We start from the raw sequence: 23,011 nt of genomic DNA, 5'->3' as shown, positions 1-23,011 counted from the left end.
GATATAAAGATAAAAGAGATTTGGTTATGGGCTGCTTTGCAGCCCATAACCAAATCATTATATTGCTATTAAGATAATAACAGATGAGAAAATTATTCGTACTGACCTCTACTTTTTTTATAACCATTATGTCTGCTCAAAAGGCTGATAATGCCTTGCAGGGATATTTTGAAGAGGAGGGAAATGAAACCTTTTATAAGGGGTTCAATTTTGATGGAAACGGAAAAGTGATTGGCGGAATGAGAAGCAGCTATTACTTTACCAGAAATGACAGCTTGGTGATCATCCCTGATAAAAGTGTTTTTATTTTTAAAATTAAAAAGGATAAACTTATTGGGATTTCAGACTGGGTGAAAAATGGGGTATGGGTTAGTAAAAAAGACAGTACAGAGGTTAATAACAGAATAAACCCTGAGGAGTCTCAAAAAAGAGCGGCTTTACTGGCTGCGTATTATGATAAGACGAAAGATATGTCTGGGCTGGATGCGTTGTTTTCCAATGATTTTACTGCTATCAGTGAAAGCTTTTGTAATCAAGGTTTGGCTAAGGCATGCCTCAATACCTTTGGATTAAAAATGATGGAGTATACTCCTGGTTTTTTAGGAGATCATGAAAAACTTAAGGCTCAAAAAATCAAACCTCACCCGGAATTAATAGAGCTTTCCAAAAAAATAATAAACCTTGGTGAAACAGAGGGATATAACGTCTTGGGAGCCTACTATCATCTTTTAGGACTTAACGATAAGGCTTTTGAAACCTGGAAAGAGGGTGAGAAAAACGGAGATCCTGCATCTATGCTTTCCATGGGACTTATTGATCTTGGAGAAAATATGGATAAACAAACTGAAAGTTCGGATCATAAGAAAATAAACAAAAAGAAAAAGAAGAAATAATGATGAGAATGATATTTTCCACTGCCTTTATTCTGGCCTTTTCCTCCCTTGTAAGTGCACAGAAACTAAAGAAAGAGGATGTATTGGGATTCTGGAAGTTAAAAGAATCTGGATTTTATGAAGGTAAAACAAAGGTTAAAAAAGATTTTGACAATTGTCGTCTAATGAGAAATTACACGCTCAGGGAGGATGGTTTTGCTGTTTATAATTATGTAGAAGGAAGTGTCGGGGACTGTATGCCATCTGAACCCCGATTGTCTTTCTGGAGAATTGTAGATAACAGAATTCAGTTTTTTGTGGATGATAAAAATATTCTTGAGGAAGTAATGGTAACTTTCAACAAAGATAAGACAATGCTATTCTCCAGCTATATTCCAATTCCTGCCAAGAATAGTGATGCAAAATTAGAAGCGATATTGAATACCATTCATTACAGCATTCTCGAAAAGCAATACTAAATATTAAATTTTTAATCTATGAACTATGTTACAGTAATCTATCTCATCAATGTGTTGTTGTATGCCATTTATTTCTTTGGAAAAAGTGGGAGTGAAGTGAGTATGTCTGGTGTAGATTACACGATTTCTGTAATCATGTCACTTCTTTTAATTCTTGCAGGATATCTTAACGCAAAGAAAAAAATGACATACAGATCTGTCCTGTGGATGTTTTTTGTAAATGTTTTATTATTTGCAATGTCGGGACTGTTTGATCATTTTGGAAATGATTTTAATCTTTTTTCAACAGCGGGTGGTAATAGCTTTATGTTTACCCTGGCACTCATTGCCTATAATGCATTTGCATTTCCTTTAATTGTAGTGTTGGAGGGAAGTGGTTTTTCATTAGTTGTACCATTGCTGTTATCCTTTATACTTCCGTCTTTAGGATATTTAATAGGAAGAAAGATGTATTCTCAGAATAAAAATTAGAGGTGTGGCAGTTTTAATGTATTTGGTGTTTTCAAAGCATAGGATACCGTTTGCAATAAAGCTTTCCTTTTTTGCAATCCTGTAAGTTGTTGAAAAATTTAAGTTTAATGAGGCTGGCTGTCAGTCTTCGTAATGAACTTCTGTTTCCCGATTAAAAGCTCAAAAAACAGCTTGAAATCTGAGATTAAAGACCATAACGGATACTTAAAGGTGGCGGGTTTGTTTCTTTCAATAACCGCATGACTAAACCACGCAAATCCGTACCCAACAATCGGGATGTACCATAGAAACCTTTCCTTTCCGGAACTGATAACATAGCCTATAACAAAAAATATGAGCAGGGTTCCGATAAAGTGAAAAATTCGGGTTCCTGTTTTACTGTGCTCAGTAAGATAAAACTGATAAAATTCTCTGTATGTTTTGATTCTTTCAGTCATAATGGTCTAGTTTATTGATTCTATTGAAGCTAAAGCAATAATTCTGCCGATTTTTACGAACGGGTAAAAAAGCAAAAAGGCAAAATAGCCAATCGGTTTCTCCATCGGATTTAACCTCTTCGCTATTTTGCCTTTCTGCAATTGTATTTGTTGCCTATTTAGCTATTTTTTAATTCTTTTCCTAATTTACTGTTTTTGTATCCGTAGCAGAAGTAAATTACCATACCGATCAGGAACCACATCCCGAACCAGAACCAGTTCTCGTGGCTCATTCCTGTAAGAAGATACAGACATGAACTTAATCCAATCAGTGGAATTAATGATAAGTTCTTGATGAAAGTTACAACACACAGGATAAGGTTCACTATAATAAAGAAGAAAATAGAAGCTCTGAATTCCCCATCTTTAGGATCTCCCCAGTTCATAAGAGTCTGGAAAAATTCCGGTTGCCAGTAGTAAAAAGCAATTAGCCCGCCAATAAAAACAACAGGGAAAATAATTTTACCATTGATATAAGGAAGGTGGAATCTGCCTTTTATCTTCTCCTTAGCCGGAAGAACAAGAACTCCTGCACAAACCAATACGAAAGCGAAGATGGTTCCTATACTTGTAAAATCTAAGATGAACGTTTTATCTGTAAACAAAATAGGAATTCCCACTACAATACCTGTAACAATAGTTGCAAAAGAAGGTGTTTTATATTTTGGGTGAATGGTCAGGAACTTTTGAGGCATTAATCCGTCACGGCTCATGGCATACCAAATTCTTGGCTGTCCCATCTGGAAAACCAATAATACAGTGGTAATGGCAACAATAGCTACAAACGAAACTACAAGTTCCATCCATGCTACATTCGCATTTGTTTTTTCAAATATAAATGAAAGCGGATCTCCTACACCATCGAATTTTTTGTAATCCACCATACCTGTTAATACCAAGGTAAGTGCAATATAGATTACCGTACACAATACAAGCGAGATGATCATCCCTTTTGGAAGTGTTTTCTGCGGATCCTTTGTCTCCTCGGAAAGAACACTCAATGCGTCAAAACCAATATAAGCAAAGAATACCCCTGAAACAGCGCTCATTACTCCTGTAAAGCCATTTGGCATAAAGGATGGACTGCCTGTAGCAGGGCTTATTGGTGTCCAGTTATCAGTATTGATATAAGAAAATCCAACTATAATAACCAATAAGATTACACCAAGTTTTAAGATCACCAAAGAGTTGTTAAAGTTTTTACTTTCCTTTATTCCAACATAACAAAGCCATGTAATTAAGCCATTGATTACCAAAGCCGGAACATCCACAATAAACTTTAAGTTTCCAATTAATGGAGCTGATTTCCATGCATTTAATAATTCCTTGTTTTCTGAGCCGTTTCTAAAAGCTTTACTGGCTTCTGTATAGCTGCAGGTAAGATAATCCGGAATATGCATGCCGAGGCGTCCAAGGAAGCTTGTGAAATAATCGGACCATGAGAATGCAACGTAGATGTTCCCAAAGGAATATTCCATAATCAAAGCCCACCCAATTATCCAGGCAATCAGTTCCCCGAAACTGGCATAGGCATAAGTGTACGCCGAGCCTGCTGTAGGAATTCTGCTTGCAAATTCAGCATAGCATAAAGCAGTAAATCCACAGGCAAAACCACAAATCAAATATAGAAGGATAACACCGGGACCACCTCTAAAAACGGCTTCTCCCAAACTGCTGAAACTTCCAGCTCCTATAATCGCCGCAATACCAAAAAATACAATGTCCCATACACCTAAAACTCTTAAAAGTCCCGTTGATGTGTCTGTATTCGAATAGATTTTTCTTCTAAAAAGTTGACTCATTCAATAACTATATTTGATTTGAAAAAAACAAATGTAATGATTTTTTATTTTGATGTTAACAGTCGTTAAGAACATTTAGGTAAAAATACTTAACGAAAAGCCTTTAGTCTTCATAAACAGGTATTTCCACATAGCTGTCGTTATACCATTTTACTTCCAGCGGTTCCCCGGAATCTTTTATGGTTTCTTCACTTACATCTTTTCCTGTCCCATAATTGATTTGCCATGCCGAATTTTTGTTGACCCCCACCAATAAAAGCAGCTTACTTCCTTTTTCAATCTTCTTACTCATAAATATTGACTGCTTGATTGGAATTTGCTGAATTTTATTAGGCTCAAGAAGCTGACGTACTTCATTATCCTTAGCATAACTTGCTCTTGCGAGATGGGTAGATAGCCAGAAAGATTTTCCATTCGGCTTGATCTCATAAAGAAGAGTACTTGTGTCTATATCCTTTTTGTTGATGGAAATGTTGAAAACACCTGAAAGATTTCCACTCATAATAAGATCTTTATCCAGTACCTCACTTTCAAAATAAATGAAATCCGTGGTTTTAATACTGTCTTTTTTGCTTACCCCATAATAAGTGTCTTTATCATCTCTGTTTTTGAAATCAACAGTTTGTTTGGTGAAACTCAGGCTTCCGGGTTTATTAAAGACAGAAGAATTATTTTTACTATTCTGAAGGTAGAACTTAAGAGTAGAAGTGTGCATCTGATCAAGAGTTGGAACATGTTTCCATGTGTTAGTATTCATAATCTGAAAATTGACTTTATCCTTTAAAATTTCAGGTTTTTTACCATTTTTAAGAATATAGTCAAACCATGAAAAAGCAAGGTCATCAATACTGATTCTGGCAGATGGGTCTATACGGTTTCCCTCCACATAGGTATACCCGAAGCTTTGTGCCCCGCCATGAGTATAAGGACCTATTGTCATATAATGCTCAGCATTTTTATTGTATTTATTATGTTCCTTAAAATAATATAATGCGCCTATCTGATCATCATCATAATATCCGGTGGTAGTTAAGATCGGAATATTTATTTTGGCAAATTCCTCTTTGTAAGGAACCATTTTTTTCCAATACTGATCATATCCAGGGTGATCCAGCCATCTTTGGAATATTTTACTAGGTTTGCCACTTATAGTGTCTAATGCCCTGAATGATTTCCCACTTTTATACCATTTCGTATTAATGGAATCCCACTTTGTAGCGTTGCCAAAATCCAATTCGTCTGTATACTTATTATTGGTAACATATTGAATCCATCTTAGCATATAGCTCATGAATACATTATTCTTGGAGGGATAATCAATCCCGATTCCTACTGCTACTTGCGGTACAATTGTTTTTAATGCAGGGTGTAGCTTTTTTACAGCTGCCCATTGACTGAATCCCAGATAGCTTCCGCCCATCATTCCTACCTTTCCATTGCACCAAGGCTGTTTACTAATCCAGTCTATAACTTCGTAGATATCCTGTGATTCATATTCAAACGGATTGTTCTCATCATTGCTATTTCTTTTACCACGGGTGTTCACTACTGCTCCTACATAATTATAGATTGCAGCTCTTTTTCCGAAGAAACTATCAAATTGTCCCGCATAAATATTACTGGCAAGAATAACCGGAAGAGGAGATTTATTTTCTTTTTTTCTGACAATGGTAATCGTTAAGGTATTTCCGTATTTTGTTTTAAGGTCTTTGGTTTCAATAATAAATTTTTCCTGATCCTTTGATTCAAGCAGTTTTGAAGACTGAGGTAGAATACTGGAGTATGTTTTATAGTTGAGATAAGTTTTGCATAAAGCTAGCGCAGAATTATAATCTATGCTGTCTTTTCCTTGTTGTTTGCTCAGTACTTTTTTCAGAAGTTTTCTGGAATCATTTACATCGCCCTCAATGGCTGCTCCAATTCTTGGAATCAGTTTTGGATCAATACTTTCATACTTTTTGTTAAAAACAGACTGAAGAGCATTAGGAAAAGAAGCCTTGGTTTCTGTTTGCGCTAATTTAGCCAGGCTGTACAATTCATATCCCATGGACTTGTATCCGCCCATATTATGATCAGCAAACTCATTACGATACTCGGACAAGGTCATCATTGCCTTTTTGTAATCTTTGGCAACGATTTGCAAACGGAAAAGACTATCTAGAAAATCTATATTATTTTCGGGTTTGTGCTTCACAGTCTGCAGATTAGAGATCACTTGTTCAGCCAGTCCCGGCATTTGTTTTTCTAAAATAAGAGAATCTGTGGCTGCTGTTTTTGGAAAATAAAATTTTTGAGCCTGCATGAGGTTTACAAAAATTAATGCTAAAAGTATCTTAAATTTCATATTACAGTGTGTTTATGGTATGTTTTTAGCTGCTGTTGAAACGGTATCAGGTCAAAATGAATTTTTGATAACTGTTTACTAAAATTGTTTAGATTTTATCAGACTAAATTAATAAATTTTATCATGTAATAGTGAAATGTTTTCATTATTGTTAAATATTTATCTTAGAGTATTAAATCTGTTAAAACTTGCTTAAACAATAAGTTTTTAATATTTTCGTTAACTTATTTAGACTAATTTTCTTATACGAGAAGAATGAAATCAAAAAAAATACTTTTAGCGGCTGCGGTCATATACTTCGGAATTTCCGATGCTCAACAGTCCCAATATTTTACACAGAAAGAAAATTACAGATTCAATCTAGCTGAAAATCTTTATCAGACCAAAATATACAACGCTTCCCAATACGAATATGCAAGACAATATTTCTATAATCAGAATTTGTCCCGTTCGAAAAAGGAAGCGGCTCAGTTTTTTGACAATGTGATAGGGGTTATTCTTCAGAAAAATCATGCTGAGGATGGATTGACGGCTTTCATGAAAGAATATCCAAACTCTGCCTACTTTGCTCAGGCTAATCTTCCTTTGGCAGATTACTATCTGGCGAAAAAGGATTTTGACAAAGCACTGGAAACTTTGAAAAAGGTTAACCAATACCAGCTTTCAAAAGAGGAAAATACACAGTATATTCTGAAGCTTGGATATGCAAAATTCATGATGGGAGATTCTAAAGGAGCTACTGATGCCCTTGAAGAAGCCTATAAAACAGCTGACCAGTCTCAAAAAGGTGATATTGCCTATATGCTTGGACATTTGTATTATAGCAACAGACAAAATGATAAGGCTTTCCAGTATTTTGATTCCGTTAAGGATCAGGATAAGTTTTCAAAGCTGGTACGTCCTTATTATGTACAGATGTACTACAATGACAAGAATTATGATAAGGCTATTTCTGAAGGAAATGCACTGTTGAACGAAAATATTTCAGAATCCTATAAAGCAGAGGTTCACAAGATCATTGGGGAGAGTTACTTTATGAAAGGGGACTATACTTCTGCCTATCCGCATTTGAAAGATTATCTGAATGTACAGCAGAATCCATCTGAAAATGATCTTTACGAAATGGGATTCGTTGCAGCACAGCTTAAAAAGTATGACGAGGCTGTTTCATATTATAATCAGCTTATTAACAGTAATTCTGCATTGGCACAAAATGCTTATTATCAATTAGGAAATGCCTATCTGGCTGTTGATAAAAAGCAGGAGGCTCTTTCCGCATTCCGTTCTTCTTACCAGATGGATTATGATGCGAAAGTGAAAAAACTGGCTCATGAACAGTACGCCAAACTAGGATATGATATCGGTAATCCGTTTGAAAACCCGTCTACTGTTATTCAAAGTTATATCAACGATAATCAGAATGGATCCAATGCCTCAGAAATGAGATCATTATTGGTGAAATCATACCTGTATTCCGGAAACTATAAAGAAACATTGAATGCTATTGATAAGCTGCAGGGTTCTACTCCTGAGATCAATAAAGTAGATCAGGAAGTTTCTTATTTATTAGGTACGGAAGAATTCAACAAAGGGAATTATGATGAAGCTGAAAAATATTTCCTGAGAAGTTTAGGATTCAATATCAATAAAGAATTTAACAGCAGAGCTTTATACTGGCTTGCGCAGGTATATTATCAGAAAGGAAACTATCCCTCTGCCATTGTTCGTTACGAAAAGCTTCTTAATGAGACATTCCCTGAAAAGCAACAGTTGCCTTATGATTTAGGATATGCTTATTTTAAATCTAAGAAATTTGATCAGGCACAAACTTATTTTAAGCAGTATCTGACGAATCCGAAGCCTGAATTTAAAAATGATGCTGAGCTTCGTCTTGCAGATATTCACTACGCTAATAATGATCTGAATGAGGCAATCGCCATCTACGATAAAAACGAAGATGCTACAGATTATACCGTATACCAGAAAGCAATGGCTTTAGGATTTAAAGGCGATACTCAGGCGAAAATCAATAACTTAAAAAATCTTTTATCAAAATATCCGGATTCCGAATATTACGATGATGCACAATACGAAATTGGAACTGCCTATGCAGCTCAGGATGATTTTGCCAACTCCAATGATTATTTTGGAAAGGTAATTAAAACATCTTCAGACAAGGATCTTATTGCCAATGCTTCCATCTACAGAGCTCAAAATTATATTGATCAAAACCAGAATGATAAAGCTCTTTCTGAGTTGAAGTCACTGGGTGAGCAGTATAAAAATACAGCGTATGCTACAAAAATAGTTCAGGCTGCCAAACCAATCTTTACAAAGAATGGTGATGTTTCGGGATATGAAAGTTTTGCAAGAAATATCGGAGTGAATGTTGATGCTTCTGAAATTGATGAAATCAACCTATCTACCGGAAAACAATACTTTGCGAAAAAAGACTATAAAAATGCTATTTCTTACTATGAAAAGTATCTGACGCAGAACCCAACAGGTGAAGGATTGTATCAGGCTAAATATGAATTAGGAGAAAGTTACTATCAAACTAATAATTCAACTAAAGCTTTACTTGTATTGCAGGAAGTTGCTGGAATTCAGAATGATTATCAGGATGATGCACAAACTCGTTTAGCTCAAATCTTCATTACACAAGGGAATACCACGGAAGCGAAAAAGTACCTTGAGGGTATTAAAAACTCTTCCAATATCAGCATTAAAAATTATGCGAATGTTGAGCTAATGAAGCTATATGCAGAAGAAAAGAATTTCTCTGAAGCTGAGAAGCTAGCTAACGCAGTAATTGCCAATTCTAAAAACTCGGCTGCGGTAATTGAGACTGCAAAAGTGATTAAAGCGAGAAGTTTAATGAATTCCGGAAAGGATAAAGATGCTCAGTCTGCCTATGCTTCCCTTGAAAAATCATCCAATACCTCTGTAGCGGCAGAAGCATTCTATGCAAAGGCTTATTATCAAAATAAAGGTAAGGCATTCAAGTCTTCCAATGAAACGATCTTTAAGCTGGCAAATAATTATGCTTCCGAAGAATATTGGGGAGCAAAAGCATTGGTGCTAATGGCTAAGAACTATATCGGTTTGAAGGATAATTATCAGGCAAGCTATACATGTGACCAGATTATTGCAAACTACAAGGATTTCCCTGAAATTATTGCAGAAGCAAAAGAAGTTAAAAAACAGATTAAGAAATAAGAATTGAAGGTGTTTAAAATAGCAATATATTCTTTTTTAGTCTCCACTTCGCTGTGGAGTTGTATTCCTGCCTATACTGTTTCTAATAAAGAGTACAGAAATGCAAAGGCAGACTTTACAAAACAGAAAGCTTTTGTGGCGAATAAGGATCTTAAGAAAGAATTTGACATTTTAAAACATTCCAAAATTTATGAAATTGTAGATGACAGTACCAACGTTGCAAAAATAACATTACACCCTATGACAACCCGTACTCCTTTCTGTGGAAATCCAATGATTGGAAGTATGATTACATTAGGATTGATGCCCTCGGGGTTTCCGTATGATATTTCTTACAGCTATGATATTGCCGAGAAGAATACGAAGAAAAATTATCAATACAATTTAAAAGTTTATCAAAGCCTTTGGCTGTTTAATATATTCAGATTAGGCAAAACTTTTTCAAAACAGTCAGGGAAGGCTTTGTTGGGAAATTATATAGCTTCCAATAAATAGATCCCGTTATATTTTTCAAATAAAGAAAATATGAACAAGAAAATTCAATTATTATCCATATTATTTTTAGGGGTTTCGCAGTTCGCGTTTTCCCAGATCAAGGAGGAAAAACTGGTTCTTAATAAAAAGAGAGAGCCGGAAGTGAAGAAGATCGAGAAGAAGAAGACTTCTGTAGAAACCATTAAAAACTATCCGCCGGAAGAGAAGTCCCAGAACCCTGTGAAATATACCATTACGGATGTTCCTGCGGTTTCGGATTTCAAAACTTCAACGATTCAGGGTGAAGATGTAGCTCCAAAATTTGACGGTACGGCTCAGAATAACTATGTTCAGTTTGGAATGGGTAACTATGGAAAGATTCTGCTAGACGGAAATGTTTCTAAGGTGCTTGATAATAAGATTGAAGTAGGAGCGGACGTTCACTTGCTTTCAACCAGTGGCCTTAAAAAGGATTACGATTGGAAATCAAAGCAGACTTCAGCAAGTTTCGGAGCTTTCCTTAATTCTTATGGAGAAAAAGGGAAATTCAATTTGAATGCTGAATATGGATTGAATAATTATAACTATTACGGTATTTATGCCCTTGAGCCGGCTGCTGATGTAGATTTGAAGCAAAAAGTAAATCAGTTTAAGGTAAACGGTTACTATGACTTTTACTCTAACGAGATTTTAAATGATGTAAGAGTAAAGTCTTCATTCCTAAAAGATCATTTCGATGCTCAGGAAAATCAGGTTTCCATTCTTGCCAACCTATCCAAACATGCTGTTGAACTAGGTAAATCAGGAATTAATCTAAATGCTGATTTAGGAGTAGGTTTAGAAGCAGTTAAGACAGATTTTGAAATAGGAAATAAGAACTCTTCTAATTTCTTTAATACCAATTTGGCTCCAAAGGTGACCTTTAGAAAAGGAGAATCTTATTTGATGCTTGGGTCTTTATTCTCTTTCCTGAATGCTAAAAACTCAAATATTCAGATGGAGCAAATGAAGAATAATAAGACTTACTGGTTTCCACAAGCTGAGTTCCAGGTCGCTGCTGCCAAGGAATTCAAATTCTATGGTGGGGTAGATGGTGGTCTGAAGCTTAATACATACGGAGATCTTTTACAAGCAAACCCATATGCTTTATCTGACCAATATTTAAAGCCAACAGAGACAAAATATCATTTTTATGTAGGATTGAGAGGAGATATTGATGAAACGCTGAAATATGACTTCTCTGCAGGTTTTGGAAAAATGAAAGATATTATGTTCTTTAAGGCAAATAATCTTTTTGATAACAACTATACGCTTAACCGTTCTGCCTATGATTTTGCCAATACATTTTCTGCAGTATATGATGACGGAAATGTGAGTGATATCAAAGGGAGTATACAGTATTTCCCACTGGAAAATTTAATTATCGATGGAGAAGTAAGGTTCACCAAGTATAGTTTAAAGAATTATGACAACATTTATAACGTTCCATTAGTGAATGCAAGCATCGGTGCAAAATATACTATGCTTGACAAGAAATTGTTGCTAGGTTTCAAAGGAATTTTTGCAAGTGACAGAACAACAAACTCTTATGCGATAGAGGGTGTAGGAAGTCCTAATATGATTTTCCAATCTACAGAGAATACCAACGATAAAGTTGGTGGCTATGCGGATTTAAATCTTTCTGCAGAGTATAAAATTCACAAAAATTTCAGTATTTTCGCACTCGGAAATAATCTTCTAAGCTCAAAATACCAGACGTACAAAGGATATAAGGTTCTTGGTGCTCAAATTCTGGGAGGAGTGAAAATTACTTTCTAAAATATAAGTAATAAGCAATGAGTAATTAATAATCATCGAGTTATACATTACTCATTACTTATCATTTATTACTTATGTATGAATATGGCTGCATAGTTTAATGGATAGAACTTCGGATTTCGGCTCCGACAGTGAGGGTTCGAATCCTTCTGCGGTCACAAACGCCCAAATGGCTCCAATTTAATCCAAATTGAGCCATTTTTTTTTTTTTGATTCCAGAATATCCAGATTAATTTTTTTAATGATTTTTTGGTCGGAAAAATCGTGAAACGATGGGCATTTTTGAGATGTTCTTGAGTATAGGTGTATTTTAGGAAGATGTTCATTTGTTTTTTTGTTTAAATTTTCAGTACATCAAGTTTTGATGTGCGTAATTTAAACGCAAAGATTTATTTTTTTATAATGTATTAAAATTTTTTAATGGGATATTTTAGCTAAAACCAATTTTGATTATTCCGTTTTTGGAAATGTGTTAAAGTTAATTTCTATTTATTTTTTTAAATTTTAAAACCCAAAAACAAAACCCGAAAATCGCAAAGCTGAAAAACACAATGATGTAAAAATTAAGGTCAATCGGAGGGAAATAATCACTGTCCCAATCGTCAATAGGAATATTTCCTGGCAACAGATTTTGATAGATAATATATTGATGAATCGTAAAACTAACCAATAAAACTTGAGTCAAAATCGCAAAATAAATTGGTAGAAATCCCTTGATAAATCGATAACAAAAAAATGCAAATGCATACACTAAAATCAATACGAAAAAGACAACAAAAGACCTGATAAAAAGCTTTCCCATTGCTTGTCTACGGTTTGGTTGTAGCAAATATTTTTGCTGCAAAATCCCGAATATCAATGCGATGAATAAGAGAGCGGTGACTAGTTTTTTTTCATTGTTTAAATTGAATTTTTTTGAGATTTAAAGCCGAATTTTCTTAATAAAAAGAAAATCAGCAAAACAATATTCATAACAACCAAAACCGATAAAGTTGATGTGATAGAATAAATTTCGTTCAAAACATTGGTGGAAATTTCACTCATTTCAATTAGGAGTTTGTAATTGCTCCCAACTCAATAAAAATCAAGAAAAATAGGATTATTGTGAGGATTGTTTTGTTTTTAATTTGTTATTGTTTTTCGATAACCATTCCTTTTGCTATTCCGCTTTCGCCAATAATTTGTGGTTTTTTAGGAACAATAATTTTCGAAATTTTGAGACATTTATTGATGATGGTATCAGTTTTAATTTCTCTTTCCTTGTTGTGATAAGTTATTGAAGCATAGTAATTTATAGTGTCGTTTTTGCAATAATTAATTCTAAAACTTGCCAATTTTTCATTTTGAATTTCAGATAAAAAATGGATACTTGTAGGTCCGCCATCGTCCTCTTCGTTTTCTATAAAGTGAGCGGTGTTACTGCCAAGCCAATTATCAGAATAGTTGTAGAAATCAAAGTCATAGTTTAACCATACACTAGTGCTGTCGCTGTTGTAATTTTTATATTTTTTTTCATTGCCCAAAAACTCATTGTTCATTTTTTGCAAACAAATTTGTTTAATAGACGATTGAATACTATCTCTATTATTTATCGGATTTTTTATCAAGTACATATTTTTGTAAACTTTTGATTGAATAAATTCCATTTTCGTGAAAAATATAAAGTTGATAATGATGACCAAAATCCACATTCCAACGATTGACAAAGCCCAAATACTGCGTGTTTTCTTTTCGCAAATCCAATAAATAATTTTGAATATGAGATAGAAAAAAAGACAAAGAATTGCAATCAAAAATAGGACAAGGATTATTTCCATTGCGGGAGTTTGTGTTTTTGTTTAAACCTTCAAAGTTCGATGAGAAAGTAGATTTTCGAATAGGAGCAAGAACTTGAACAACCTTTTAAACTTCGATTATATCATATATCGAAGCAGTTTTACAAAATTTTCTTGGAGGTAACTGAATTCTATTTTCATTATGCGTAATTTAAAATGTATGTATTATTATTGTTCTGAAAATACTAGTCGTGTCCCTTGGATGATAATATAATTGAGTTTCGCAAAAAGCAGAGTCGAGTGTAACTCGGTAAAAATAATTATTTACCATTATGTTATATGTTTTTGAGGTAATCAAAGAATCGATTAGCTTATCCTTTTCAGTAATTGGTTTTCGTTTTATAGTGTCGAGAATCTTATAACTGAGTTTTAAGTTTGATAGATACTTTGTTAAATCGTTCAAGTTCCTAGGTTTATCAATGGATTTAATATAGTAGTCAGGACCGTGATAATCTCGAAAAAAATTTCGATAAATCAATTTATTATCTTTTGTAATGTATGCCACAAATGTTTGATTTAATTCTCGAGCAAAATATTTTCTTGAGTCTTTAGCTCTACCAAATGGGTCAAATATTTGTTCCGGATATTTCTCATTTTCTTTGAAAGGTCTTACGTTGGTATAAATAATCGGTCTAAAAGTATCGTATTCGATTCCATTTGTTTCATTTTTTTTGTAATATCTGTAATAATTATCAATATGAAACCTGTTGTAATGGGAATTAGCAAAAGCTTTTTGGGCAAAAAGACCTTCAGTTTCATTTTTTTTACAAGCATAACAACTAGCAAATAAAAAAAATATTATAATGATGTTTTTCATAGATTTTCTGAAAAATTTACAGTAATACATAACAATCCTTTAGAAAGCAATTTTTCTGACTTTATTTTTTATACACAGACATTAGTCCGATGGAGCAATAATCTTTTCAAATTTAAAATATTTCGTTATTTTTCAATGAAACCATTTACAATTCAAAGCGTTTCATTTATGATTCGCTATTTTATGCAAAGCTTTTATCAGATTGTTTGATAAATTCTAGACGTATTAAGATTCTGAAAAGCGAAAATTATTTTTTAAAAATGATACCAAAAAATAACAAAACTTGAATGAAGAAAATAAAAATAGAGATTTGAATTGCAAAAAATGCAGAATCAGAATTTTCTTGCTTTCTGCTTTCTCTAAAATCTAAGCTTTGTATCAAAATTTTCTTTTCACAATCCGATATTTTTGGGTTTTCTACAATATTTCTTTTTTCAATAGCGTGAATATCCAACGTTTGCAAATTTAATTTTTGGCTACTTTCTACGATAGTCCAACCGCAAAATATCATTGTAAAAATCGTGAATATCAATAGTATAGATTTTTTCATTTATTTACAAATTATCAAGCGGAGAACTGCTCATCAAACGGAAAAGTTCTTCACGGTTCATTTTTTGAATAGAATCATACATATCATAAAATTTTTGTGTTCCATCTTTCATTTGATAATGAATCTGAAACCAGCCTTGTATTTTATTTGTCTTTAATTTAAAAGCAATTTTCTTGTTTTTATCTGCTTGATAAAGTGAGTCTATTTTATTTTTTGGAAACCTTACAATAGGAGTTTCGGATAAAGATTGCGTTTGTTTTTCTTTAAAATTATTGTACAAATCAACAAATGTCTTTCGTTCCGTTTTGTATTTTAGCATTGTAGATTTGTAGAAATAAAAACTTTTTGAACAAAAAGGAAAAATAATATTGCGATTTGCTTCTTTCCATTTGTCCCATTTCATCGCCAAAGACATTTCATTGTAATTTACTTTCTCGGAATTGGTCATTATCAAATCTTCATCGAGCTGTTTCCCATCCTCATCAAAATTGAGTGAATTTCCAGTAGAAGACGAAGATGCTATATACTTATCATGATTGGTTTTGTAATAGATATCTGGCAGGCTGATTTTACGAAAGCGGTTGTTTGAAACCGTAATTTTATAGGGAATTAGAACCAAAACACTATCCGAAGTATCAGAAAACATCGGGTTTATCTTTTCAGAAATATTCCGTTGCGGTTTCATTTCGGTAATGACAATCGGTGGTTTTGTATAAAAAATAAAACCGATAAGCATAACAGTGCTCGCAATAATAGAAAGTGTAAGAAGAATTTTCCTTTTCAATTCTTTTTTCATTTGTGTTTTTTCGTACGTAAAGATATTAAAAAAAAAAAAAAAGACAATTATCTGCGAATCGTAACCTAAATACAGCGAATTGTAAATGATAAGTGAAATTTTAATGGTTTTTGAATAAATTTGAATGAGAAAACACAAAACAAGATGAAACTAAAATTCCCCATTCTGATTTTCGTAACACTGTTTCTGCAACAATGCAAAGACAAAATAACGGATGAATTTTTAACTTCGAAAAATGAAAAATCGAAAATTATTAACAGTAACCGTTTCGTATTGCCGGAAGAAATCAGAGGAAAAAAATATGATGATTTTATGGATAGTTTATACTCGAAAAATGGAGTAATCCGAAAACATCTTCCAATAGAATCTGAGACTTTCATTATGGGCGACAATGATAGTTGGCTTGCAGGAATTCGGGACGGGTTGTCGGAAATTCATACTTCCGAAGAAATTGAAAAAAAAGATATTATCATCAAAGAAGTGACTTGGGAAATCAGCGAAAACCAATTTTTTACGGTTTGGTATGAAAGAAAAAACCGGCAATGGATTCCGATTCAGGATTTTGTTTGGGATAAAGGTTCCGAATTTTAATAAATCATTAGAAGCAATTTCCAATAAAGTATGCGTTAGGAGAAGTAAACGATAAAATTCAAAGCTAATTATTTGGTTTAACTTTTGTACGAAATATTGCTCCATCATTGCTAACTCTCAGCATAAAAAAAACACAACTTGAATGAAAAAAATATTGATACTATTCTCTATTCTTCCTTTTTTAGGAATGGCTCAGGAAAAAAATAGAATAAAAATTATAGAGCCAATTATTAGTGCAAATATGAAAGTCACATCGTTTGGTTGTGATTATATTGATGAAGATATGTATTTGGTTAATAAAGATTTTGTTGTCTATGAAAATTGTAATAGCCGGAAAGTTTTACAGCCTGATATGAAATCCTTCCGGTTTCCAAAACATAACGAAAGAGAATTTTTTGCATTAGATAAAAATGGAGTTTATTTCCGAGGAGAAAAAATTAAAACAGATACCACCGGATTTAAGATTATTGGCAGAAATAATGATTATGAAAATCCCCAAGTGCTTTGGAAAATAAAAGATACGGTGTATAAAAACAACAAGAAAATATCCGTTTCAGATGTAGAAACCTTTCAGGCAGTTGAATGTTTCAATGGTTATTATTTTAAAGACAAAAACTATGTCTATTATTTTGACAAGAGGATAGAAAATTCCGATGGTTCATCTGTACAAAAATCCTGTAATGAATTTACTTTTGATAAGAATAACGCTTATCTAAATGGCGAAATCATCACCTACAAAAACGAAAAAATAATTCCTGTAAACGATGTTTTTTTGAAGACTTCTGCATTTGTTTTAACTAGAAATAATGACAATTTTACTATCCATCCAAATGTTGATGCAAAAACATTGAGAGGACTTTCCAGAAGCTATTCTGTAGATGATAACAATGCGTATTATGGTACAGCAGTTTTGCCTGTAAAAAAAGAAAATTTAAAAAATATAAAAGTTTGGGATCAGGTAAACAGAGCCTATCTTTCAGACGGGGAAAAGGTTTACTCAAGAGATAATGACCTTAAAAATAACTTTGATGCCAAAACATTTGGAATGCTCCCACACTCAGATTTTTGTTTCGATAAAAATGGAGTTTATGAGCGGGAATGGATTGAAGCTGATAAGAAAGTTATTTACGTGAAATTTCCTTATAAATATAACAAGCCCATCAGCGAGGACAATCTTTTCATTACAGATGACTCAAGGTATATTATGTACGAAAATCAAGCTTATGACCCTTGGAACAAAAAATTGTATGAAAATCTAACTTCTGAACAAATCAATTTGGCAAAAGAAAATAAATTAAGACTTGATAAAGTTGGAAATTCTAAAATCGAAGTTGATGAAACCTATGATTATTTGTTATACAAATCCGGCAATACAATCTATTGGGATGGTAAAAAAACGATTGCTGATGCGGGAACATTCGGTAGTGTAAATGGGGTTTTCTATAAAGATACCAAAAATGTTTACAACTATAGTAGAGGAGTAGGATTGCAAGTGATAGATGGTTTGGACAAGGAAACTTTAGAACCAACTTTCAACGGTTTTTTAAAGGATAAAAACTATCTGTATCATTATCATCACAAAATTATTAAATCTAAAAATATAGAATTATTGGGTATTTTCACTGGTTACAGAAGAGGTTGTAGCCAAGATAGAAGTCCGGGTTCAAACTATTATCTTTTCAAAAATATCGAGGGATATTGGCTTGTTCAGATTTCGGATAATGTAACTATCCGAAATTTAGGAAATGAACTTCCGGACCAACAAGAATGGATTCCCAACCTAAAACAAAATTTTGAAAACTGATTTTATATTCAAATAATTGAACAAACTAAAAAAAACAAAATTAAAATGATACAAACAGGCGATAGTGTTTACACCACACTCCATTATGCAGGAGGACAAAGTACAGGAAAGATGAATTATTTTGCTGATGAGTTTTCTTTTGTCCCAAACGCAACGGATAATTTGACCAAGGGATTGGCAGCCAAGAGCCAACGTCAAAATTGTTCTTTCAAATATGATGAAGTAAGTTTTCTGAAAAAGGGAGGTTTTCTTTTTTTTAAGGTTATCATTATGAAAATATTGCTTCAAAATGGTACAGAAAAACAACTCAGTTTGTTTTCCCGAAAAACAAATGATGTCTTTGAATTTTTAAAATCCAAAGTTCCTTCACATAGCATTAAATAAATATTTGTTGTCTGATTTTTCGAGATAGATTTTCAAATTTAAATTTATTCAAATCTTTCAACAAAGGTTTTTTTAGTAGTGGAACGAAACTGTAAAGTTCAACAATTGTTCTCCCATTCATCCCAATGGTATAATCTAAAAACAATACTATTCACAAAATGAAAAAAATCATTATTGCTATTTTACTAATCATAATTTTAATTTCAGTATACTTGTTCTTTTTTCCTAGAATAACTGTAAATGAAATTGAAGTAAGTAAAAGCATTCCTGTCAAAATTTTACCATATAAAGATTATACAAATAAAAAAAATGACAGTTTACTGGTTTACTTACCTTACAAGATACAAATTGTAAATTATTCAACTACAATTCTCAAAAAGCCCAATTTTTATTTTAAATCTATTAATTATGACCATCATCCGCAGTTTATGATTTATGATAAAAATGGAATAAATGTAGAGGGTTTAAGTACTGATGGTTTAACGCTCGAAGAGTTGTACAGTAGAGGGGAATTATTTCCTTTGCTACCAAAAACATTTTATGTGTACAAATACAATATAATTCCGGCTAAAGCACTCAATATGTCATTAGATTCTATTACGTACAAAAAAAATAGTTGATGAATTTTTGGAGTCAAAGGAGAATTTACATCACAAAACATCTATTCAGATTCCTCAAAAAATCGTCGACAGTTTATATGATGTAGAAAATAAAAAGAATATGCATATTAATTTCCTTTCTAAAAGCCTTTGGAAAGTGAAATTTAATCCATCAAAAAGAAAAAGTGAGTTTGAGGATTTATATAAATTAACAAAAGAACAAGCGTATCAAAAATTGTCACAACCAATTGAATAATTTATTAAACCAAAAAACGACAATTTGATAATAAGATATGGAAAGACACTTATTGAAAACTGAATTGATAAATCGTAAAAAAAACGATCGTTAATACTATAAAACTATGATTGAAAAATTAAATAAATTTGACTTAAACACTTCGGAAATAGAGAAATTAAAAGCTTTTCAATCAAGAGACGGATTCGTTCTGCTTGACGATGCAGAGTTTGGCGAAATGGAAAATTATTTTAGTCAATTTCCGATTTATAAAAATCTGGTTGCTTTGTTAACAGATGAAGACTCAAATTATTGGTGTATTAATGTTAGCGGACCAATGAAAGGAATGATTTGCTATTTAAGCCACGACGAACCAAATTTAGAACCGAAATTTAAAGATATTTCTAGCTTTCTAAAAGTAATTGATGAAAATCCAGAGGCTTACGATTTTTACGATTTAGAAGAAATTTCATTCGATTTTCCTAATTCTAAAAATCCACCGGAATTTATCGAACGAAAACAAATAATCGAAGAACTTAAAACCAACTTTCATTCAGAAAATGATGAAGACGTAAGATTACAAATTGCATATTCAATTATTGTATTGACTTCAGTAGAAGAAATTGAAGATAGCATTTATCCATTCCTTGATGATGAAGATATGTATATCCAAGAGAGAGCAATTCAAATTCTGGGTTTTCACAAATATAAGCCTGCAAAAGAAAAATTAATCGAAATGAAAAATTCTGTAATGCCAAATGGACAAACAGCAATCGAAATTGCTCTGAAAAAATTGAATTAAAAATTAAACAATGAGCACAAGGATTTTTTGAAGCAAAAAAACGAAAATAGATATTAATTTGCTTGTATCATATTTCTATTTGGTAATAGCATAGTTTAGCTCTCTACTGGAGTTTTATTAATTATTATATTTTGCTATAAGCCAAAAAAGACAATGTATTTTCAAGTGTATTTTTTTATAAATGTTTTTTTAATCTGTATTTTTAGATGATATTTAAATAGATATCGATTCTAGAAAGTTCTGTGAGTTTATTCAAATCTTCTACAAAAGTGTTCGAAAACTGAACCTCTGCAGTCACAAAGCTCCTTTTTTAGGAGCTTTTTTACTTTCAAAATAATTACCAAAAACATAAGTGGATGATTGATTATTTTTCTATATGTTTCTTTAAAAAAGCAAGACTTCTTTCAGCAAGCTCCTGCGCATTATAAGGCGATTGCTGCCATAATGAAACCTTTTCCTGCATTCCCGGAACTGAAGAACTGAAATTTTCAAGAACCAGATTTCCCTCAAAATTGATTGCTTTTAGTGCAGAGAAAAATGCCTCCCAATTTACATTTCCTTCTCCCAACATACCACGGTGAGATTCTGTAACATGGATATGTTTCAGCATTTTTCCGGATTTGATAATTGGGTCATAAAAATTGTTTTCTTCAATATTCATATGAAAAGTATCAAGGTGGACAAAGAGATTATTTTTTCCTGTCTTCTTAATAAGCTCCAAGACGTTTTCTGCAGTATTACAAACATAGGATTCATAGCGGTTAATAGGTTCTATGGCGATATCTACATTTTTCACTCGGGCATAATCTGCCACATTACACCAAACTTCGGCAATGATTTCTTTTTCATTTTCCGTGAGTGGCTTTCCAGTAAAAGCTCCTATTCCTCCATGCAGAACCCCAGCCAGAAGATTGGTTTCCAGTTCATGCACTTTATCGATTGCTTTTTTGATGAGTTTTTCCGCAGCATCAGGATAAAATGCGATATGAGCATCTTTTGGAAGGTTTAATGAGCATATGGCTTCCAGATGATTTTCTTTGAGCTGTTTTTTTACCGTGGCTGCATCAAATTCCATTGAATTGGGCAGCAGTATTTCGATGAGATCAAACCCGTTATCTGCGGTTTTTTCTATGGCATATTTTCCTGATTCTGCATTCCATAACGGGGTGATCCAGGAGAGTAGGGAAGCCCCTAGTTTTATATTCATCATATTTTCTTTATTTTACTTTTAAAAAATCCACCATTCTGTTCGTATTCCGAAATAAGTCCCAAATCTTTTAGCACCTGACTGCTGTAAAAATGGTGAATAAAGACTATTCATAGCATGATCATTATATCTGGATACTTCTGCAATAAAACGGATGTGAGGTCGTGCCCATACACTTCGTTCTGCAGTAGGAACAATGGTGGGAGCCAAAACCAGCTTCATCATTGATGCAGCATCCTCTGTTCCGTTTTTTCTGGAAGCATAGTGTAGTTCAGAAAGGATATGGAGCCAGTTGTTAATATAGTATGTAGCTCTTATTCCGGTATTAAATTCTGTTTTTGTATTGAAAATTTCACGGTTGTAATAATCTAGAGCTTTATCCTTACTGGTTGATCCTCCTTTACTTCTGGTGAAAACGGCATAGGGATTAAGCGACCATCGGTTTGACATATTCCAAAGGAAATGCTCAACGATTGTAAGAGAATAAGCTCCTTTATAGGTTTTGGTTAGCTCATCAGGTGCTCCATAGGTCCGCCAGGTCTGCGTATTTCCATTGTCTCCGCCATTGGCAATTCCGGTTCCGTATCTCACAGAAAACTGATTGAATGAACCAGGAATCTTTGTATTTAGATTGGTATTTAATTTAGCTCCGAAAACCCAGCCTCGATCAGATGGATATTGCTCTATGGAATTTTCTCCTGATTTTTCTACATGATGAAACTCTGCGAGTAACTTCAGCGTTTGCCTTGAATTTTTAAAAGGAAATGTCTGTTCAAGAACAAATACCTCCCTTTGTCTGTAGATCAGGTTTTTTGATCCACTAATGACATTGGTATAAGAATATGGAGTAGAGTTACTGGCTGCGGTGTCAATAGCGGCAGGAAAAAACATAGAAAATCGGGTATTCTTGTGTCTTATTCCCCAACCTGTTGCCGAGTGGTCATCAAAATAAAAGTAATCTGCAATATGAATGTCATCATATCTCAGCCATCTTGATCCGGCCCATACGTCCCAATCGCTTCCCATAATGTTCCTAGCCTCTACAAATGCTTCCGGTAAGGCTATAATCATCCCCTGATTAGATTTTGAATCTACATTTCCAAGAAAAGTTCCTCCGGAGTAAAAGCTTAATCTTGCCTGCATGTCTATCTTTGTACTTTTTGTACTGTCACCATTGACCACGGGACTAAAATGGAAAGTAGGTAAAAAGTCAACATAATCTCCCTGATCCATTCTACCGCCTAAAGATCCCTGATTATTTAGGTTTAATTGTCTTCCTGTCTTTCCATCTGCATTCGGAGAATATCCAACGCCGATTCTTCCGGTTGTTCCAAAGGAAAATTTCTTGTTGGTTATGGTAATCTGGGCATTAATTTCCCAGCTGATACATATAAGTAAAATGCACCAGGCCCATAGAATCTTTGTTTTCATAGGGA

Annotated in this window: 20 protein-coding genes and 1 tRNA gene; 12 read left to right on the top strand and 9 right to left on the bottom strand. The window is 33.3% G+C overall.

Annotated features, from left to right (window positions below; all coding sequences use genetic code 11):
- Positions 1-83 precede the first annotated feature (83 nt).
- From EG359_RS05030 to EG359_RS05020, 3 genes are read left to right on the top strand one after another with little or no spacing between them, the layout of a single operon-like run.
- Positions 84-893: a hypothetical protein gene (locus tag EG359_RS05030; RefSeq protein WP_076351361.1), complete on the top strand. Its 810-nt coding sequence runs from the start codon at positions 84-86 to the stop codon at positions 891-893.
- Entirely contained in the window at positions 893-1,351 is a 459-nt protein-coding gene (locus tag EG359_RS05025; protein WP_084180272.1) for a lipocalin-like domain-containing protein, read from the top strand. Before EG359_RS05030 ends, EG359_RS05025 begins: the two co-directional genes overlap by 1 nt.
- 18 nt (positions 1,352-1,369) lie before the next feature.
- On the top strand, positions 1,370-1,822 hold the full coding sequence (locus EG359_RS05020) for a hypothetical protein (RefSeq protein ID WP_076351363.1): 453 nt from the start codon (positions 1,370-1,372) through the stop codon (positions 1,820-1,822).
- Between the two features lie 104 nt (positions 1,823-1,926).
- Here EG359_RS05020 and EG359_RS05015 read toward each other — a convergent pair whose 3' ends face one another.
- The 3 genes from EG359_RS05015 to EG359_RS05005 form a co-directional block, all read right to left on the bottom strand.
- Positions 1,927-2,259, bottom strand: coding sequence for a DUF962 domain-containing protein (locus tag EG359_RS05015; protein ID WP_076351365.1), 333 nt, complete (start codon positions 2,257-2,259; stop codon positions 1,927-1,929).
- Between the two features lie 158 nt (positions 2,260-2,417).
- Entirely contained in the window at positions 2,418-4,100 is a 1,683-nt protein-coding gene (locus EG359_RS05010; RefSeq protein WP_076351367.1) for an APC family permease, read from the bottom strand.
- A 103-nt stretch (positions 4,101-4,203) separates the two neighbouring features.
- Positions 4,204-6,444, bottom strand: coding sequence for a CocE/NonD family hydrolase (locus tag EG359_RS05005; protein ID WP_076351369.1), 2,241 nt, complete (start codon positions 6,442-6,444; stop codon positions 4,204-4,206).
- A gap of 255 nt (positions 6,445-6,699) precedes the next feature.
- Between EG359_RS05005 and EG359_RS05000 the strand changes: the two genes are divergently transcribed.
- The 4 genes from EG359_RS05000 (at position 6,700) to EG359_RS04985 (ending at position 12,113) form a co-directional block, all read left to right on the top strand.
- The gene (locus EG359_RS05000) at positions 6,700-9,663 is read left to right on the top strand and encodes a tetratricopeptide repeat protein (protein WP_076351371.1); all 2,964 of its coding nucleotides are present in this window, start codon (positions 6,700-6,702) and stop codon (positions 9,661-9,663) included.
- A 9-nt stretch (positions 9,664-9,672) separates the two neighbouring features.
- Positions 9,673-10,158 (top strand): hypothetical protein, encoded by a 486-nt coding sequence (locus tag EG359_RS04995; protein ID WP_076351373.1) that lies wholly within the window; start codon positions 9,673-9,675, stop codon positions 10,156-10,158.
- A 30-nt stretch (positions 10,159-10,188) separates the two neighbouring features.
- A complete protein-coding gene (locus EG359_RS04990) occupies positions 10,189-11,955 on the top strand; it encodes a TonB-dependent receptor (RefSeq protein WP_076351375.1) in 1,767 nt (588 codons plus the stop codon).
- An 86-nt stretch (positions 11,956-12,041) separates the two neighbouring features.
- Positions 12,042-12,113, top strand: a tRNA-Arg gene (locus tag EG359_RS04985).
- A gap of 972 nt (positions 12,114-13,085) precedes the next feature.
- Here EG359_RS04985 and EG359_RS04980 read toward each other — a convergent pair.
- The 4 genes from EG359_RS04980 to EG359_RS04965 all read right to left on the bottom strand — a co-directional run bounded on the left by EG359_RS04980 (position 13,086) and on the right by EG359_RS04965 (position 15,953).
- On the bottom strand, positions 13,086-13,772 hold the full coding sequence (locus EG359_RS04980; protein ID WP_076351379.1) for a hypothetical protein: 687 nt from the start codon (positions 13,770-13,772) through the stop codon (positions 13,086-13,088).
- A gap of 169 nt (positions 13,773-13,941) precedes the next feature.
- Entirely contained in the window at positions 13,942-14,607 is a 666-nt protein-coding gene (locus EG359_RS04975; protein ID WP_076351381.1) for a hypothetical protein, read from the bottom strand.
- A gap of 247 nt (positions 14,608-14,854) precedes the next feature.
- A complete protein-coding gene (locus EG359_RS04970) occupies positions 14,855-15,157 on the bottom strand; it encodes a hypothetical protein (protein WP_123867276.1) in 303 nt (100 codons plus the stop codon).
- 4 nt (positions 15,158-15,161) lie between these two features.
- Positions 15,162-15,953 (bottom strand): hypothetical protein, encoded by a 792-nt coding sequence (locus EG359_RS04965; RefSeq protein WP_076351385.1) that lies wholly within the window; start codon positions 15,951-15,953, stop codon positions 15,162-15,164.
- 144 nt (positions 15,954-16,097) lie between these two features.
- Between EG359_RS04965 and EG359_RS04960 the strand changes: the two genes are divergently transcribed.
- From EG359_RS04960 to EG359_RS04940, 5 genes are all read left to right on the top strand, one after another.
- The gene (locus EG359_RS04960; protein WP_076351387.1) at positions 16,098-16,544 is read left to right on the top strand and encodes a hypothetical protein; all 447 of its coding nucleotides are present in this window, start codon (positions 16,098-16,100) and stop codon (positions 16,542-16,544) included.
- A gap of 142 nt (positions 16,545-16,686) precedes the next feature.
- Positions 16,687-18,348, top strand: a complete 1,662-nt coding sequence (locus tag EG359_RS04955; protein ID WP_076351389.1) for a DKNYY domain-containing protein — start codon at positions 16,687-16,689, stop codon at positions 18,346-18,348.
- Positions 18,349-18,393: 45 nt separating this feature from the next.
- Positions 18,394-18,732: a hypothetical protein gene (locus tag EG359_RS04950; RefSeq protein ID WP_076351391.1), complete on the top strand. Its 339-nt coding sequence runs from the start codon at positions 18,394-18,396 to the stop codon at positions 18,730-18,732.
- Between the two features lie 158 nt (positions 18,733-18,890).
- Positions 18,891-19,352, top strand: coding sequence for a hypothetical protein (locus EG359_RS04945; RefSeq protein ID WP_076351393.1), 462 nt, complete (start codon positions 18,891-18,893; stop codon positions 19,350-19,352).
- Between the two features lie 341 nt (positions 19,353-19,693).
- Entirely contained in the window at positions 19,694-20,368 is a 675-nt protein-coding gene (locus EG359_RS04940) for a HEAT repeat domain-containing protein (protein WP_076351397.1), read from the top strand.
- 364 nt (positions 20,369-20,732) lie between these two features.
- Here EG359_RS04940 and EG359_RS04935 read toward each other — a convergent pair whose 3' ends face one another.
- A complete protein-coding gene (locus EG359_RS04935; protein ID WP_228434875.1) occupies positions 20,733-21,578 on the bottom strand; it encodes a sugar phosphate isomerase/epimerase family protein in 846 nt (281 codons plus the stop codon).
- A gap of 18 nt (positions 21,579-21,596) precedes the next feature.
- Positions 21,597-23,006, bottom strand: coding sequence for a carbohydrate porin (locus EG359_RS04930; RefSeq protein WP_076351399.1), 1,410 nt, complete (start codon positions 23,004-23,006; stop codon positions 21,597-21,599).
- Between the last annotated feature and the right edge of the window lie 5 nt (positions 23,007-23,011).

The organism is Chryseobacterium joostei (assembly GCF_003815775.1).
GTDB lineage: Bacteria > Bacteroidota > Bacteroidia > Flavobacteriales > Weeksellaceae > Chryseobacterium > Chryseobacterium joostei.
The sequence above is the reverse complement of the archived record's forward strand: the minus strand, read 5'-3'. Positions and strand labels throughout refer to the sequence as shown.